The organism is Micromonospora sp. LOL_015, from assembly GCF_048060275.1.
GTDB lineage: Bacteria > Actinomycetota > Actinomycetes > Mycobacteriales > Micromonosporaceae > Micromonospora_E.
Genome location: NZ_JBHMIO010000009.1, coordinates 97,988 through 113,414 on the forward strand (window position 1 = coordinate 97,988; position 15,427 = coordinate 113,414).

Sequence of the window (15,427 nt, forward strand, 5' to 3'; positions counted from 1 at the left end):
GCTCCATCCGGCGCCGGCCCCGGGACGACCCGGTACGGCACCGGCCGGTCCGGACGGGTGCACCGGGACGGGTACGGCATACCGCATCTGTGGGCGACCGACGTCGACGACCTCGCCTACCTGCAGGGGCACACCGCCGCCACCGACCGGGCCTGGCAGATCGAGGTCGAGCGGTGGCGCTCGGAGGGCGCGCTGGCCAGCCGGCTCGGCCCGGCCGAGGTCGGCTGGGACCGGTTCGCCCGCCGGGTCCGCCTCGACGACACCGCCGAACGCTGCTTCCAGCGGCTGGACCCGGCGACCCGCCGCTGGGTGGGCGCGTACGTCGACGGCGTCAACGACGGGCTCGCCGAGGGCTCGGGCGCGGCACCAGAGTTCGCCGCTACCGGCATCACCGCCGGCATCTGGCGGCCATGGACCCCGCTCGGCGTATTCCTGGTGCAGCACGTGCTGTTCGGCACCTTCGGCAACAAGCTGTGGCGGGCGCACGTCACCGCCACCCTCGGTCCGGCCGCGGTCGACCTGTTCGCCATGGAGCCGCCCGCGTCGTCAGGTAGCAACGCCTGGGCGGTGACCGGACAGCGCAGCGGCACCGGATCCCCGGTCATCGCCGGCGACCCGCACCGGATCCTGGAGCTGCCCAACGTCTACCAGCAGGTGCAGCTGACCTGCCCCGAGTTCGACGTCTTCGGGTTCGCCTTCCCCGGCGTACCGGGGCTGCCGCACTTCGGCCACGCCGGCGAGGTCGCCTGGGCGATCACCAACGCCATGGCTGACTACCAGGACCTGTACCGCGAACAGCTGCGCCGGGTTGACGGACGGGTGCTGGTCCGCCAGGTCGACGGCTGGGCCCCGGTGACGGCGCACACCGAACTGATCGAGGTACGCGACGCCGACCCGGTGCCGGTCGAGGTAGTCGAGACCCCGCGCGGGCCGGTGATCGATGTGGACTCACGCACCGGTGAGGCGATCAGCCTGCGGACACCGAGCCGGGTCGGCGGGGCGCTGGGCTTCGACGCGCTGCTGCCGCTGCTGCGGGCCCGCCGGGTCGGCGACGTCGAACGGGCACTGCGGCACTGGGTGGAGCCGGTCAACAGTGTGCTGGTCGCCGACCGCTCCGGCGCGGTGCGCCGGCTGGTCGCCGGCCGGGTGCCGGTGCGCGACGACCGGTGCCGACAGGTCCCGGTGCCCGGCTGGGAGCCCCGGTACGCCTGGCGACCCGGCTACGCCGCCCTGGCCGCCGCTGAGGTGTCCGAGGTGGTGGTCAACGCCAACGACCGGCGCGGCGGCGACACCGCGGACCTCGGCGTCGACTTCGCCCCACCGCACCGGGCCCGGCGGATCCGCCAGCTGCTCGACGACGGGGCCGCACCCGAGTCGGTGCACATGGACGCCCTGGTACCGACGGCCGGGCTGCGCCGGCTGCTGCGCGGCCTCGACCTGACCGACCAGCCCGGGCCGGTCCGACAGCTACACGAGAAGCTGCTCGACTGGGACGGTCGGATGGCGGCCGACAGCGCCGACGCCGGGCTGTTCGCCGCCTGGCGGGCCGCGTTGGTCCACCGGCTGTCCGCCGACCCCTGCCTGCGGCCGCTGCACGCCGAACCCGGCTTCGACGAACTGTTCGCCCCGTGGACCGACCCGGTGGGCCGAATCGGGCTGGCGCTGGACCGGCTGGTCGACGGGCTGCCCCGGCTGGGTGGCGACCCCGGCCGCTGCGCGGTGGCCGCGCTGGTCGAGGTGGCCGACGGACCGCCGCCGGGTCGGTGGGGCGACCGGCACCTGCTGCACCCGGTACGGGTGCTGCCCGGCCCCGCCGACCCGGCCACCGACGCGCTCGGCGGCCCGGTCCCGCTCGACGGCGATACCGGCAGCGTCCTGGCCACCTCCAGCGTGCCCGGGGTCTCCGACGTGTGCTGGCGCGGGCCGGTGGCCCGCTACGTGTGGGACCTCGCCGACCCGTCGGCGAGCCGCTGGGTGGTGCCGTTCGGTGTCTCGGGACGGCCCGGTGACCGGCACTTCGCCGACCAGCTGCCACGGTGGGCGGCAGGTCACCTGGTCCCGGTCGCGCCGGTGCGGTGGACCACCGGCGCCGGCGGGACGACACGGTCGAGCGTTTACGTCGAACAGCTGCCCGGCATCGGCCGGTTCAGCCTGGTGGTGCTGGACCCCACCGAGGACCTCGACCTGCTGTACGGCTGGGTCACTGAGCCACGTGCCCGGTTCTGGGGGATGACCGGGCACACCCGGGAACAGGTGGGCGACATCTACCGGTTCCTCGACGGTCTGGACTCGCACCACGCGTACCTGATGACCGTCGACGACGAGCCGGTCGGCATCTTCCAGACCTACCCGCCGGCCGAGGACCCGCTCGGCGAGCACTACCCGGTGCGCGACGGTGACATCGGGATCCATCTGTTCCTCGCTCCGGCCCGGCGGCCGGTCGCCGGGTTCACCGGCGCGGTGGTGGACGCGTTCACCCGCTACCTGTTCGCCGATCCGGGCCGGCGACGGATCGTCATCGAGCCGGACGTTCACAACGACCGGGCGCTGCGCCGCTGGAAGCGGCTGGGCTTCGAGTTCGACGTGGAGCTGGTGTTGGCCGACAAGCGTGCTCAGCTGGCGTTCCTGACCCGGGAGGCGTACGCCGCCAGGCAAGCACACTGGCGGCGTACCATCGGCCGGTGACCGCCGCTGACCAGCCACGTACCGATGTGCCGTCCCGGGTGCTGGCCGCCGATCCACAGCTCGCCGGGTTGCGCCGGTCGCTGGAGTACTACTACGGCGATCCGGACCGGGACGCCGCGATGGACCTGCTCTACCGGCGGTTCATCGCGCCGGGCGATCTGGTCTTCGACATCGGTGCGCACGTCGGCGACCGGGTCGGCAGCTTCCGGCGGTTGGGCGCGCGGGTGGTGGCGGTGGAGCCGCAGCCGTTGTGTGCCCGCGCGGTACGGCTGGTCTACGCGGACGATCCGGCGGTGACCGTCCTGCCGGCGGCGTGCGGTGACACCGCCGGAGCGGTAAGGATGTACATCAACTCGGCCAACCCCACGGTCTCCACCGCGTCGGCCGACTTCGTGGGTGCCGCCGACGGTGCCGCCGGCTGGTCGGACCAGGTCTGGGACGGCGAGATCGAGGTGCCGGCGACGACCCTCGACCAACTGGTCGCCGAGTACGGCCGGCCGACGTTCGTCAAGATCGACGTCGAGGGGTTCGAGGAGACCGTGCTCGTCGGATTGTCCAGGCCGCTGCCGGCGCTGTCCTTCGAGTTCACCACGATCCAGCGGGACACGGCGCTGCGCTGTCTGCGGCGGTTGGCCGGGCTCGGCGACTACCGGTTCGACGTCGCGTTGGGTGAGAGCCAGCGGCTGACCTTCGGACGGTGGGTGTCGGAAGCGGAGATGGCCGATCATGTTCGGTCGCTGCCGCACGCGGCCAACTCGGGCGACGTCTACGCGGTGCTGCCGGGCGGGTCAGCCGGCTAGCTCCGCCTGCCACCGGTCGACCTGCGGTTCGCGGCCGCGCCACAGCCAGTGCACGTCCCGCCCGAACGACCAGAGCAGCGCGGCCAGCACGCCGGCGACCAACGCGGTGACCAGCGCCGGCGGCGCGATCCCGGCGGCGGCCAGCACGAGCACGGCACCCTGGGTGGCGGCCACCGTCTTTCGGCTGAACCGGGGCGGCAGCGGTGCCCGCAGCCAGGGCAGCAACCGGGTGGCGGCACCGAACAGGTAGCGGAACACCCCGATCGCCAGCACCCACCAGCCGACCGACGCGGCCACGAACACGCTGAGCACCAGGACCAGCGCCGAGTCAGTCTCCATGTCGAACCGGGCACCGAGCCGCGAACAGGTGCCGGTACGGCGGGCCACCTGGCCGTCGACGCCGTCGAGCACCAGGGCCACTGCGGCCAGGGTCACCAGCAGCGCGACCGGGGCCGGACCGACGAACGAGTCGGCCACCAGCGCGGTCACCGCGCCGACCAGGGTGCACCGGGCCAGGGTGACGCTGTCCGCCGGACCCCAGCCGGCCACCTCGGGCTGCTGCATCGCCCGGATGAGCAGCGCCCAGGTCACCAGGCCGTAGACCAGTCCGGCCGACCAGCCGGCCACACCGAGGCCACTGGTCGCCGCCAGGATCAGCAGGGCCGTGATCTGGGCGAGCAGCCCGATACTCGGCGCGTGTACCGACCGAACAGTTTCACTACGTGCACTTACCGTCACTTTTCCTCCGTCACCGAATAGCCACCGGCGTAGCACGCCCCGGTGCCCATATCCCCACCAACGGCGATTCAGCGCGAAGAGTTCACTGGCCGGGCCGGAATCTTAGGTCGGCATCCGGACACCGTAACGGCCGACCCAGCCAACCAGCACCTGGTGACGATCAGTAGCCGGTCCAGACAGCTTTTGCTCCCGAATCGCCGGCCCGCACCACTAAGTAGAGACTTACCCCGGCCGCAACGACGACCAAACCCTTCATCACCAGAACCAGCACCCCGTTGCCACGCGCCCCGGCGGCGACCGCGCTGTGCGCGGCGGCGACCCGGGGACCGACCAGGTACACCAGGGCCAGGGTGGCGAGCGCCAGCACGATCGACGCGAGCAGCGTCAGGTTCCCCAACTGTTCGTGCTCCTCGATCACCGGCCGGAAGCTCTCGGTGATCCGACCGGCCGTGTCCATCCGGTTGAGGAACGCGTCGCCGGACAGCTTGGTGACCAGCGCGGCGATCGGCGTCACAATGGCCAGCACGGTCAGCACCCACCGGGTGTGCGCCCGGATGAACGGGACCAGGGCGTACCCGACCGCCAGCAGCGCCAGCAGCGGGACGAAGACCACCGCCGCGTGCAGCAGCAGTGGATGGGCGGGGATTCCCGCGACTTCCTCGAACATGTCTACGCCTCCTCGGCTGTTCCACGGCAGTCATGGCGACCAGAAATCGGAGGCTAACGCACCAGGAACCGGTACGGCAGCAGCCGCCCGGCGGTCGCCGGGCGGCTGCTGCCGTACCGCGGAGTCGGTCAGGAATCCTCGTCCTCGTCTGCGGACGGAAGCCGCCACCGTCGTTCCTGCGGACCACGTTCGGCGCCGAGGGTGTTCTCCGGTTCGGTGGTGTGCTCGAAACTGGGCCGACGGACCTGTTCCGGCCGGGGCACCTGGACGGCCCGGGCACCGGACACCGGGTCCGGTACGAAGGTGGCGACGTCGGTGGGACCCTGCGCCGGACCACGCGGGACGATCCGGTGGGCGGCCGGATCCCGGTGCAGTTCGTCGACCAGGTGCTGCGGCGGCTCGGTGTCCCGCTGCGGCAGGTCGCGACCGAGATCCGCGACGAACAGACCGTATTTGGCCTCGAAGGCCGGGCGTTCGGACCTGATCCGGGGCAACCGGTCGAAGTTGCGCAGCGGCGGCGGGCAGGTGGTCGCCCATTCGAGCGAGTTGCCGAACCCCCACGGGTCGTGCACGCTCACCTGCTCGCCGAACCGGTACGACTTCCACACGTTCCAGATGAAGAACAGCGTGGACGCCCCGAGGATGAACGATCCGATGGTGGCGATGGCGTTCAGGACGGTGAAGCCGTCGGTCGGCAGGTAGTCGGCGTACCTGCGAGGAAAGCCCTCACTGCCGAGCCAGTGCTGGACCAGAAAAGTGGCGTGGAAGCCGATGAACATCGTCCAGAAATGCGCCTTGCCGAGCCCTTCGTCGAGCAGTCGTCCGGTCATCTTCGGGAACCAGAAATAGATTCCGGCGAACGCCGCGAATACGATCGTACCGAACAGAACGTAGTGGAAGTGGGCCACGACGAAGTAGGTGTCGGTGACGTGGAAGTCGATCGGTGGACTGGCCAGCAGCACCCCGGTCAGCCCGCCGAGCAGGAAGGTCACCAGGAACCCGACGGCGAAAAGCATCGGCGTCTCGAAGGTCAACTGCCCCTTCCACATGGTGCCGATCCAGTTGAAGAACTTGATCCCGGTAGGGACCGCGATCAGGAAGCTGAGCATGGCGAAGAACGGCAGCAGCACCTGCCCGGTGCCGAACATGTGGTGCGCCCAGACGCTCATCGACAACGCGGCGATCGCGATCGTCGCAGCCACCAGGCCCTTGTAGCCGAAGATCGGCTTGCGGGCGAAGGCCGGAATGACCTCGCTGATGATGCCGAAGAACGGCAGGGCGACGATGTACACCTCGGGATGGCCGAAGAACCAGAACAGATGCTGCCACAGCATCGGGCCGCCGGTCTGCGGTGCGTACACGTGTGCGCCGAGCAGCCGGTCCGCCAGCAACGCCAGCAGCGCCGCCGCCAGCAGCGGGAACACCAGGACCACCAGCAGGGCGGTGATCAGAATGTTCCAGGTGAAGATCGGCATCCGGAACATCGTCATTCCCGGCGCGCGCAGGGTGATGATGGTGGCGATCAGGTTGACCGAGCCGAGGATGGTGCCGAGGCCGGAGACGACCAGACCGACGATCCACATGTTGGCGCCGACGCCCGGGGTGTGCTCCATCCGGCTCAACGGGGTGTAGGCGAACCAGCCGAAGTCGGGAGCGCCGCCGGGCGTCAGGAATCCCCCCATGACCAGCAGCCCACCGAGCAGATAGAGCCAGTACGCCAGCGCGTTGAGCCGGGGAAACGACACGTCCGGGGCACCGATCTGCAACGGCACCAGGTAGTTGGCGAACCCGAACACCAGCGGGGTGGCGAACAGCAGCATCATGATGGTGCCGTGCATGGTGAACAGTTGGTTGTACTGCTCGGGCGAGAGGAACTGCATGCCGGGCCGGGCCAACTCGGCCCGCATCAGCAGGGCCATGACGCCGCCCGCCACGAAGTAGCCGAAGGACGTGCCGAGGTACAACAGCCCGATCTGCTTGGCGTCGGTGGTCCGCAGCAGCCGGGTCAGCGAGTTGCCCGGTACCGCGGGGCGGACCGGGCCGGGGGTGGCACCGTCGGCTCCCAGCGCCACCGGGCGCGGCAGAGCCGTCTGTGCCGTACCCACCGTCGTGGTCTGCTCCGTCATGGCCGCCTCCCGCCCAGCGCGTCAACCGACGGTAACTTGATAAATCGTCGGTTGAGACGGTAAATCCGGATCAGTCGAGTCAAAGCCTGGCCGACTTCTCGCCCGGGACCCGGGCCGGCTGCCGTAGCGCGCCACGGCAGCCGGACGGACAGCTCTTTGCCCGTAGGTCCGGTTGCGACAGGATGGATCTGTCCACCGACCGTCCGGCGGGAGCGGCATGCCATCGACGATGATCGACCAGCCGGGTGACCCGCCGGTCACGGTCATCGACTCCCGCCTGCACCTGTGGGACCCACGACTGCTTGACTACCCGTGGCTGGCACAGGTCCCCCGGCTACGGCACAGCTACCTGCCAGCGGACCTCTCGACCGCCACCGCCGGGCTCGGATCGGGCGGCTTCCACCTCGAAGCGGTGGTGTTCGTCGAAGCCGGCCGGGCCGACACGGACGCCGACGCCGAGGTCGACTGGGTCGAACAGCTCGCTGCCGGAGGGCCGATGCTCCGGGCGGTGGTGGCCCACGTGCCGCTGGAGCGGGACGCCGGCGCAAGGATCGCCGCGCTGCGCCGCCATCGGCTGTTCACCGGGGTACGTCGCAACCTCCAGGACGAGGCCGACGGCTTCACCACCACCGACGATGTCGCCGCCGGAGTCCGGCTGCTGGGCTAGGCCGGGCTCAGCTTCGACCTCTGCGTGCGACACCACCAACTGCCCGAGGTGACGGCCCTGGCGGCCCGGGCGCCCGAGGTCACCTTCGTCCTGGACCATCTCGGTAAACCACCGGTGGCCGTCGGCGGCAGCGCGCGATGGCACGACGACCCAACCCGCGTCGCGCAGTTGCCGAACGTGGTCTGCAAGCTCTCCGGGCTGGCCACCGAGTCGTCCCGTGGCTGGCTCGGTCAAGACCTGTTGCCCTACCTCGAGCACACGTTGCGCCAGTTCGGGCCGGACCGGTGCCGGTTCGGCGGGGACTGGCCGGTGGCGACGCTGGCCACCGGCTACCGGCGCTGGCTCGGGGTGGTCCGGGCCGCCTGCGCCGAGCTGCCCGGACCGCATCGGCAGGCGGTCTTCGCCGGCACCGCACGGCGGGTCTACCGGATCGACTGACCGCGCGGACCGCCGGGTAGCCGGCCGCCCGCCGCCGCGCGGCGTGACGTCACCGCACGGCACGCCGGGCGAAAGCCCGCAACGCGGCGGCGGTGGCCGCTACCGCGACCCCCGACAGGACCAGCAGGCACAGACTGATCGGCAGGTGGGTCACGTGCGGCGCCATCGCCGCGCGGAGCGCCTCCGCGGCGTACGTCATCGGGTTCGCCGCGGTCGCCACCTGGAACCACGGCATCTCGGCCAGCCGCTGCCACGGATAGTGCACACACCCGGTCCAGATGATCGGGGTGACGAACAGCGAGAAGGTGGCCTGGATGCGCTGCAACGGCAGCACCGTCGCCAGGGTCATGCCCAGCGCCGCACCGACCCAGCCGGCCAGCAGCACCACCACCAGGGACAATGGCAGCGCCGACCAGCCGCCCGGTGCGGACCCGACGACCAACGCGCCGAGCGGGTAGACCACCACCGCAGCGAACAGGCCACGGAGCGTGGCGACCATCAGCTTGCCGACCGCCACCAGCGCCGTCGGCAGCGGCGACAGCAGCCGGTCCTCGATCTCCCGGGTGAAGCCGAACTCCTTGACCAGTGGTACCGCCACGCTCTGCAGCGCGGTGGTGAAGGTGGCAAGGGCGACCGTACCGGGCAGCAGGATGTCGGCGAACCCGGCACCGACGATGCCCTGCATGGTCAGCACCTGGGTAAAGATGAACAGCATGAACAGCGGGGTCATCAGCACCTGCGCGAGGACGAACCAGATGTCCTTGCCGGCGACGAACAGGTCCCGCCACAGGATCGCGCCGAAGGCCCGCGCCACCGGTGGTCGCGGTGGCGCGGGCGGTGCCGACGACGCGGTGGCGTCCGACGACGGTACGGGGGTGACCTCGGCCAGGCTCAACGGATCTCCTTACCGGTCAGGCTCAGGAAGATGTCCTCCAGGCCGGGCTTGCCGATGTGCACGTCGGTCAGCTGGGCCGCGCGGCCGGTCAACACCGTCAACGCCGGACCGAGCACGGCGGCGGGGTCGGCGTCGAGGTGCAGCCGCAGCCGGATCTCGCCCGCCGGTCCGTCGGCCGCAGCCGCCGGTGCGGCGGCGAACAACGCGGCGAACCGTGGATCATTGCGGGCGGCGGCGAGCTTCGCGGCCTTCCGGGGATCGGACCTGGCGGCGGCGATCCGGGCCGCGATCCGTGGATCGGCGGCCAGCCCGGCGAGCCCCGGACCGCCACGACCCGCCGGGCCGGGGGCGGCCGCGCCGCCGGTGGTGACCTCCCCGGTACGGACCCCGTCGAGTGCGGTGAGCGCGGCGAGCAGATCAGTCACGCCGTCCCCCGGCCCGGGACGCACGGCCAGGTCCAGCACCGCCCGGCCTGCGACCCCGCGTACCAGGTTCGCCGGGGTGTCCAGGGTGAGCAGCCGGCCGTGGTCGACGATCGCCACCCGGTCGGCCAGCTCCGCCACCTCGGTCATCTCGTGGCTGGTCAGCACGACGGTCACCCCACGCTCGCGCAGCTGCCGGATCCGGGCCCGGATCAGCAGCCGGGCCTGCGGCTCCAGCCCGTTGGTCGGTTCGTCGAGGAAGACCACCCGGGGGTCGTGCATCAGCGCCCGAGCGATCATCAGACGCTGGGACATGCCGCCGGAGAAGAAGTCGACCCGCGAGTCGGCCTGCTTGTCCAGCCCGAACTCGGTCAGCAACCGGTCGGCCCGGCGGCGCCGCTCGGCCCGGGGCACCCCGTGGTACGCGGCGTGGCTGAGCAGGTTCTGCCGGGGCGTCAACGCCCGGTCCAGGTTGTTGTACTGCGGCACCACGGCGAACCGGGTCCGGGCCGCCACCGGGTGCCGGACGACGTCGACGCCGTCCACCCGCGCCGTACCCGAGCTGGCCCGGATCGTCGTGGTGAGCACGCCCACCGTGGTCGACTTGCCGGCGCCGTTGGGCCCGAGCAGACCGAAGACCTCACCGGGTCGGACCGCGAACGACAGCGAGTCGATGGCGTTGCGGTCCTGGCCCGGGTACCGCTTGACCAGGTCGACGACCTCGACCGCCGGTCCGTAGCCGGGCGGGGTGGCCGGTGCCGGGGCGGCGTCGGGACCGTCGACCAACGGGTGGGTGCCGGTACTGGACATCTGCTCTCCTGCTCAGGCGGGTCTGGGATGCGAGGCGAAGAACTGCCAGCTGGTCGCGGTGGCGTCCAGTTCGGTGGCGGGCGGGTCCAGGCCGAGCAGCCGGCCCGCCGCGGTCATCTCGGAGCCGGGCCACTGGTGCCCGGCACCGTCGATGGTGATCAGGGTGACGCCGCGGCCTGCGGCGCAGTCCGCCATCGAGGTGGTGACACTCCTATCAGTGGCGGTCCGCGCGGCATCACACTCGTCGATCTGCCGCCACCGGCCGACCAGGTCCGGTACGGCGGGGCCGTCGACCTTGTCCGGCACCCGGCCGTTGCCGGCGCCGTCGCGGCGCCCCGGGCCGCCGGTGTACGGGATCGTCTCGTCGCCGGTGCCGTGGATGTGCAGCACGGAGATCGGCTCCGGGGCCGGGCAGTCACCGAGCATGGTCGTCGCCACCCCGGTCACCGCGGCGAACGTCGAACTGTCGCAGGCGATCCGATAGGCGAGCATGCCGCCGTTGGACATGCCGGCGAGGTAGTGCCGGTCGGGGTCGAAGGAAAGCCGCTGCCCGAGCGACTCCACCAGGGTGAGGACGAACCCCACATCGTCGACACCGTCGCGCGCGGAAGCACCGCAGCACTCCTCGGTCACCGCCCACGCCCGGTTACGCGAGTCCGGATAGACCACGACGAAGCCGTGCTGGTCGGCGACGGCGTTCCAGCCGTACCAGGACTCGGCCTGCCGGCCGCTGCCGAGCAGACCGTGCAGCATGACGACGACCGGGACCGGCGTCGTCTCGGCGACGTCGGCCGGGCGGTACACCCGGTAGGTCCGCTCGTAGCCGTCGATGCTGATCGACCCGGCCGACGAGCCGACCGGCGGGGTGTCGACCGGAGCGACCACCCCGCCGGCCACGGACGGCGGGGTGGTGCCCGATGTCGGCGGTGCCGGGTCCGGCGCCGACGTGCAGCCTGCGACGAGTGCCCCGAGAACTCCCGTGACGATCAGAACCGCCGACCGGCGTCGGAACCGCGACATCGCTCACCTGCTTCTCTTAGTGGTGGTGTTGTTTCGGAGTCAACTGAATCAACTCCCAGCCGCCCTCAGGGACGTCATCTGTCGGATCTGTCCGCAGATTCATCGGGTTGGCCATACCGAGGTATACCGTGGACCCGTCCACCACCATGCTACGGACGCCGTAATTGAGGTAGTTCCCGAGACCGGCGTTGTCCACCATTTTCGCCGGCCGGTGCGGCGACTCGAAGACCCAGAGATCTGCGCCGAAGGCCAGCTCCACTTCTTCATCTTCGTCGTCACCAGCGCGAGCGGCGTCGACCGGTGGCACCGGCTCATCCTGCTGCAGCTCCTTCGCCAGGTAGCTCCAGTCCATCGTGCCGACATAGAGCCGGCCACCGGCGACGACCATCTTCCAGGTGTAGTTGAGCGTCGGGTTGTCGAACCCGGACGCCCCGTAGAGCGGGGTGTACCCGGTCGAGGTGCTGGCCCAGACGCCGGCGCCGTCGCCGGCCTGCGGGTCGTAGGCGGGTAGCGCACTGGCGCCGTACAGCAGGTCGACCCGGTCACCGCGGCCGCCACCGCGCTGGCCGTGGCCGTGATGATGGCCGTGGCCGAAGCTGCCCCGGAAGACGCCGATGGCACGCTGGGTGTTGCGCACCGAGTCCCGTATCCCCTGCTCGTCGGTCGGCGGATACACCGCCAGATGCACCGTCGTCGCTTTGAAGGGCACGTGCATGGTCCCCCAGTAGAGGTAGCCACCGTAGGACGCGAGCCCACCCAGCCCGTAGGTGCGGGCGATTACTGGATCCGGCTCGTACTCCATGACGTGCCACACCCGGGTCCACCGGTCGACGTCCCGGCTGTCCAGGCCGGGTCCGTTCGCGGACAGCTTCGGGCTCATCCAGACCCCGGCGATGTTGAGCGGAATCGGGTCCTCGTCGGTGGGTTCGTCGGCGATACCGGCGGTCGGTGACACCGGTCCCGGTCCGAACGACTGGGTGTCCTCCGCACCCGGCCAGGTGGTGACGAAAATCCGGCCCTGGTGCACGGTCAGGTCGACCGCCTGAGCCGGCAGGTCCGCCACCGGCAGGAAGCTGAACGGGTCGGACTTGCTGCCGGTCCACCGCAACACCAGCCCGCGCTGGCCACCGTTGGGGCCTACCCCGACTCCGGCGTACATCTCGCCGTCGGCGATGACGAAGTGCCGGATGTTGCCGTACTCGGTGAAGTTTCGCGAGCCGAGATAGGCGCCGGTGTCGGCGTCGAACGCGAACAGGTTGATCGTGGCACCGAGCGCCGGACCACCAAGCAGCACCACGCCGCGGTGGTTACCGGCGGCCCGGAAGCCGACGGTCCGCAGCAGGCGGGCCTCGTCATCGGGCGAGGCGTCGCGCAGGTCGGCGGTGCGTTCGACCATGCTGCGCCGCTTCAGGTCGTAGGTGTACACCCGGGGGGCTCGGTGGTCACCGACGGTCGGCGGCAGGTCCGGGTTGGCGCGGGCGATCTGGCTCTGGCCGTACTCGCAGACCCAGTCGTCGTTGCGCGTCGGCTGTGTGTTGCGCAGGTTGTTGCCGCTGGTCAGGCAGTTGGGGTTGGCGCCGGTGCCGAACCACAACCGGTCCTTGTAGCGGGTCAGTCCCCAGACGTAGGCCTGGTTGACCTTGGGCTGCCCTGCCTCGCAGGGCGGTCCCGGCGGATAGTCGACACCGATGTCGACGAAACACTCGTCGGCCGACGCCTTGGCCAACAGGGTGCTCTGGTAGCGGGTCCCGCCGTGGTGTCCACCGTGCCTACCGTCGGTGGTGGCTGCCGACTCGGTACCGGCCACCGGTGCGGCGGCGGCCGGGCCGGCGGCCAGAAGCAGCCCGGCGAACACGGCGGCGGCGACCGACCGGCTCGCGGATGGGCACAACCTACGCATCAAACACTCTCTCCCTCTACTGTGGCTGACTGGTGCGGGATGGCTCCGGGTCACACGGCGGCGGTCTGCCGTACCGAGCCACCCTTGCCCACCCGGCCGGCGACCTGTCGGGCCCAGCCGGACGGGTCGTCGAACTCCAGGAACTCACCGAGCCGGGCCAGCTGCGGCTCCGGGTCGGCGACCAGGTCCTCGTAGGTCATCGTGAACAGGTGCGCCGGCGGATTGTCGGCGAGCGCCTGCTCGGCCTGCGCCGCCATGAACGCGCAGAGCCCGAGGTAGCGGGTGCTGTCTTCGCCCCGCTCGCGAAGCAGGTCGGCGGTGATCCGGCCGGGTAGCAGGTGCTCGAGTTCTGCCGGCACCCGCTGCTCCGGGCCCATCTGGAAGGGGTCCACGCCGCACCGGGAGACGAACTCCAGGCGCAGCTGGATGAGCTGGAACGACGAGTGCCGGCTCATCGACCGGGCGGTGTCCGCCCAGTTGCGGGTCAGGTAGACGATCCGGGTGTCCGCGAACGACCGCAGCAGGTACGGGGCGATCTGGCTGGACCCGCCGGACCGCTCCACCCAACGCCGCCGGGCGGTCAACCGGGTGAGCAGGTCCAGGAACATCCGGTGATGGTCACCGAACGGCTGCTCGGGGAAGTCCGGCACCTGGCCGGCGAGCTGGTCGAACAGACCGTCCGGGTCGTCGGTGAGCTTCGGCAGGGTGATCGCCAGCAGTTGCGGCAGCTCGGTCAGGTTGCCGGCCCATCTGCCGTCCGCCGGGTAACGCACCTCCTTCGGCGGCAGGCCGATGGCGAACAGCGTGGTCAGCTCCGGCTTCGGACTGCTCAGCACCTGCCAGTACGCCGCCCCGGTGATCGGCTCCCCGGCCTTCGCCCATGACGGGGTGGCCATGAAGAACTCCTGGACCGACAGGGTCGCCGGCTCCTCGACGATCAGGTCGGACAGCAGGGTGGAACCACACCGCCCACTGCTGATGATGATCGCCCGTCCGGGCGCCTCGAACTGCATCGAAACCTCCTGGTGGAACGACGACGTCAACCGCGCAAGGCGGGCTGACCGGTGTCGGCGATGTGCCGGGCGAGCCAGGGCGATACCTGGCGCCGGACCTGGTCGCGGGCGGTGACCAGCACCGCGTGCCGGTGCCCAGGGACGACCACCAGCTCGGTCTGCGGCAGCAGTCGCACCAGCGCCGGAGCCAGATCGGCGGCGGACGAGTCGCTACCGAAGATTCCGAGCACCGGGCAGGTGATCGCCCGTAGCGCGGCCGGGTCGGCGGGTGTGCTGGCCGGCAGGTCCCGGCCCGCGGTAGTGGTGGCGACGAGCCGGCGGACCGCCGCGGCGTACCGGGCGCCCCGCTCACCCCCGCGGGTAGTCAGCGCCGGCGGCTCGCCGTCGCCGTCCGGCTGCGCGGCCCGCTCCAGCTGACGGCCCACCCGGGCGAGCCACTTGGCGGTGGCCGGCGCCGACTCCACCGCGACCAGCGAGGCGACCCGGTCCGGGTGGCGGGCCGCGTACCCGAAGGCGATGGAACCGCCCAGCGAGTTGCCCAGCAGATGCACCGGCGCGTCGACACCGAGCCGGTCCAGCAGCGCGGCCAGGTCGTCGACCAGGTCGTCCAACCGGTAGCCGGCCGGCGGCCGCTCGGTCCGTCCGTGGCCCCGCAGGTCGTACATGATCACCCGGAATCCGGCGTCGGCCAGGGGATGTGCCAGGCTGAGATACCAGCTGGCCAGGCTGTCCGGCCCGATACCGTGGATCAGGACCGCGACCGGTCGGCTGGCCGACGATTCGGCCGCTGTGCCGACCGCCGGGCCGGCACCAGGTTCGCCGCCTGGGCCGGCATCCGCAGCGGCGGCCACTCCCCCGGCGGCCGGGTCGGCAGCCACCGGTGGGAGTTCCTGGACATGCGTCACCAGGCCGTTGACCTGGATCATCGTCACTGGCCGGCCACCTGCGCCACGCTGGCCGGCGGGCTGTCCAGCGCGGCGGCGATGTGCTCGACCAGTTCGCCGACCCGCAGCGCGCGCAGCGAGTCCACGTCGAGCCCCGCAACGAACTGGGCGAAGTTGACCGAGTCGCCGTACCGGGCCTGCAGCCGCCCGGCGAGCGAGATGACGTCGATGCTTTCCATCTCCAGGTCGTCCCGGAAGCTGGTGTCCATCGTGATCTCCTCGTCCGGATCGATGCCGGGCAGCACCGCGCGCAGCATCTGCGAGATCTCCGTCAGGATGGTGTCGTGGTCGGCGGGCATGAT

General features: G+C 71.1%; 13 protein-coding genes and 2 pseudogenes. 5 read left to right on the forward strand and 10 right to left on the reverse strand.

Going from position 1 to position 15,427, the window contains the following annotated elements; genetic code table 11:
• Nucleotides 1–57 precede the first annotated feature (57 nt).
• The 3 genes and pseudogenes from ACFHWU_RS11160 to ACFHWU_RS11170 form a co-directional block, all read left to right on the forward strand.
• Nucleotides 58–2,055 (forward strand): annotated as a pseudogene (locus ACFHWU_RS11160) (penicillin acylase family protein); the annotation flags it as partial.
• A 15-nt stretch (nt 2,056–2,070) separates the two neighbouring features.
• The gene (locus ACFHWU_RS11165; RefSeq protein ID WP_416590532.1) at nt 2,071–2,685 is read left to right on the forward strand and encodes a GNAT family N-acetyltransferase; all 615 of its coding nucleotides are present in this window, start codon (nt 2,071–2,073) and stop codon (nt 2,683–2,685) included.
• Nucleotides 2,682–3,485: an FkbM family methyltransferase gene (locus ACFHWU_RS11170; RefSeq protein ID WP_416553385.1), complete on the forward strand. Its 804-nt coding sequence runs from the start codon at nt 2,682–2,684 to the stop codon at nt 3,483–3,485. Before ACFHWU_RS11165 ends, ACFHWU_RS11170 begins: the two co-directional genes overlap by 4 nt.
• On the opposite strand, the gene ACFHWU_RS11175 is transcribed toward ACFHWU_RS11170, so the two are convergent.
• From ACFHWU_RS11175 to ctaD, 3 genes are all read right to left on the reverse strand, one after another.
• Nucleotides 3,474–4,223, reverse strand: a complete 750-nt coding sequence (locus tag ACFHWU_RS11175; RefSeq protein WP_416590482.1) for a CDP-alcohol phosphatidyltransferase family protein — start codon at nt 4,221–4,223, stop codon at nt 3,474–3,476. The two genes, ACFHWU_RS11170 and ACFHWU_RS11175, sit on opposite strands and share 12 nt — an antisense overlap.
• Before the next feature lie 160 nt (nt 4,224–4,383).
• Nucleotides 4,384–4,890 carry a hypothetical protein gene (locus ACFHWU_RS11180; protein ID WP_416553389.1) on the reverse strand — a complete coding sequence of 169 codons (507 nt, stop codon included), beginning with the start codon at nt 4,888–4,890 and terminating at the stop codon, nt 4,384–4,386.
• Nucleotides 4,891–5,018: 128 nt separating this feature from the next.
• Nucleotides 5,019–6,995: a cytochrome c oxidase subunit I gene (ctaD, locus tag ACFHWU_RS11185; protein ID WP_416553461.1), complete on the reverse strand. Its 1,977-nt coding sequence runs from the start codon at nt 6,993–6,995 to the stop codon at nt 5,019–5,021.
• A 238-nt stretch (nt 6,996–7,233) separates the two neighbouring features.
• Between ctaD and ACFHWU_RS11190 the strand changes: the two genes are divergently transcribed.
• On the forward strand, nt 7,234–7,683 hold the full coding sequence (locus ACFHWU_RS11190) for an amidohydrolase family protein (RefSeq protein WP_416590484.1): 450 nt from the start codon (nt 7,234–7,236) through the stop codon (nt 7,681–7,683).
• Between the two features lie 15 nt (nt 7,684–7,698).
• Nucleotides 7,699–8,121: pseudogene (locus ACFHWU_RS11195) on the forward strand (amidohydrolase family protein); the annotation flags it as partial.
• Between the two features lie 49 nt (nt 8,122–8,170).
• Here ACFHWU_RS11195 and ACFHWU_RS11200 read toward each other — a convergent pair.
• The 7 genes from ACFHWU_RS11200 to ACFHWU_RS11230 are packed head-to-tail and all read right to left on the reverse strand — an operon-like array spanning nt 8,171 to nt 15,424.
• The gene (locus ACFHWU_RS11200; protein ID WP_416590486.1) at nt 8,171–9,016 is read right to left on the reverse strand and encodes an ABC transporter permease; all 846 of its coding nucleotides are present in this window, start codon (nt 9,014–9,016) and stop codon (nt 8,171–8,173) included.
• On the reverse strand, nt 9,013–10,248 hold the full coding sequence (locus ACFHWU_RS11205) for an ABC transporter ATP-binding protein (RefSeq protein WP_416590488.1): 1,236 nt from the start codon (nt 10,246–10,248) through the stop codon (nt 9,013–9,015). The genes ACFHWU_RS11200 and ACFHWU_RS11205 overlap by 4 nt, the downstream gene beginning before the upstream one ends.
• A gap of 12 nt (nt 10,249–10,260) precedes the next feature.
• Nucleotides 10,261–11,268, reverse strand: coding sequence for an alpha/beta hydrolase family esterase (locus tag ACFHWU_RS11210; protein WP_416590490.1), 1,008 nt, complete (start codon nt 11,266–11,268; stop codon nt 10,261–10,263).
• 16 nt (nt 11,269–11,284) lie between these two features.
• On the reverse strand, nt 11,285–13,168 hold the full coding sequence (locus ACFHWU_RS11215) for a hypothetical protein (RefSeq protein ID WP_416590492.1): 1,884 nt from the start codon (nt 13,166–13,168) through the stop codon (nt 11,285–11,287).
• A gap of 50 nt (nt 13,169–13,218) precedes the next feature.
• The gene (locus ACFHWU_RS11220; RefSeq protein WP_416590494.1) at nt 13,219–14,181 is read right to left on the reverse strand and encodes a sulfotransferase domain-containing protein; all 963 of its coding nucleotides are present in this window, start codon (nt 14,179–14,181) and stop codon (nt 13,219–13,221) included.
• A gap of 26 nt (nt 14,182–14,207) precedes the next feature.
• Nucleotides 14,208–15,107, reverse strand: coding sequence for an alpha/beta fold hydrolase (locus ACFHWU_RS11225; protein WP_416590533.1), 900 nt, complete (start codon nt 15,105–15,107; stop codon nt 14,208–14,210).
• Between the two features lie 2 nt (nt 15,108–15,109).
• A complete protein-coding gene (locus tag ACFHWU_RS11230) occupies nt 15,110–15,424 on the reverse strand; it encodes an acyl carrier protein (protein ID WP_282231140.1) in 315 nt (104 codons plus the stop codon).
• Nucleotides 15,425–15,427 lie beyond the last annotated feature (3 nt).

Coding starts and splice junctions, on each gene's coding strand:
- ACFHWU_RS11180 (WP_416553389.1), bottom strand. CDS start 4,890: ATGTTCGAGGAAGTCGCGGGAATCCCCGCCCATCCACTGCTGCTGCAC.
- ACFHWU_RS11190 (WP_416590484.1), top strand. CDS start 7,234: ATGCCATCGACGATGATCGACCAGCCGGGTGACCCGCCGGTCACGGTC.
- ACFHWU_RS11205 (WP_416590488.1), bottom strand. CDS start 10,248: ATGTCCAGTACCGGCACCCACCCGTTGGTCGACGGTCCCGACGCCGCC.
- ACFHWU_RS11210 (WP_416590490.1), bottom strand. CDS start 11,268: ATGTCGCGGTTCCGACGCCGGTCGGCGGTTCTGATCGTCACGGGAGTT.
- ACFHWU_RS11215 (WP_416590492.1), bottom strand. CDS start 13,168: ATGCGTAGGTTGTGCCCATCCGCGAGCCGGTCGGTCGCCGCCGCCGTG.
- ACFHWU_RS11220 (WP_416590494.1), bottom strand. CDS start 14,181: ATGCAGTTCGAGGCGCCCGGACGGGCGATCATCATCAGCAGTGGGCGG.
- ACFHWU_RS11225 (WP_416590533.1), bottom strand. CDS start 15,107: ATGATCCAGGTCAACGGCCTGGTGACGCATGTCCAGGAACTCCCACCG.
- ACFHWU_RS11230 (WP_282231140.1), bottom strand. CDS start 15,424: ATGCCCGCCGACCACGACACCATCCTGACGGAGATCTCGCAGATGCTG.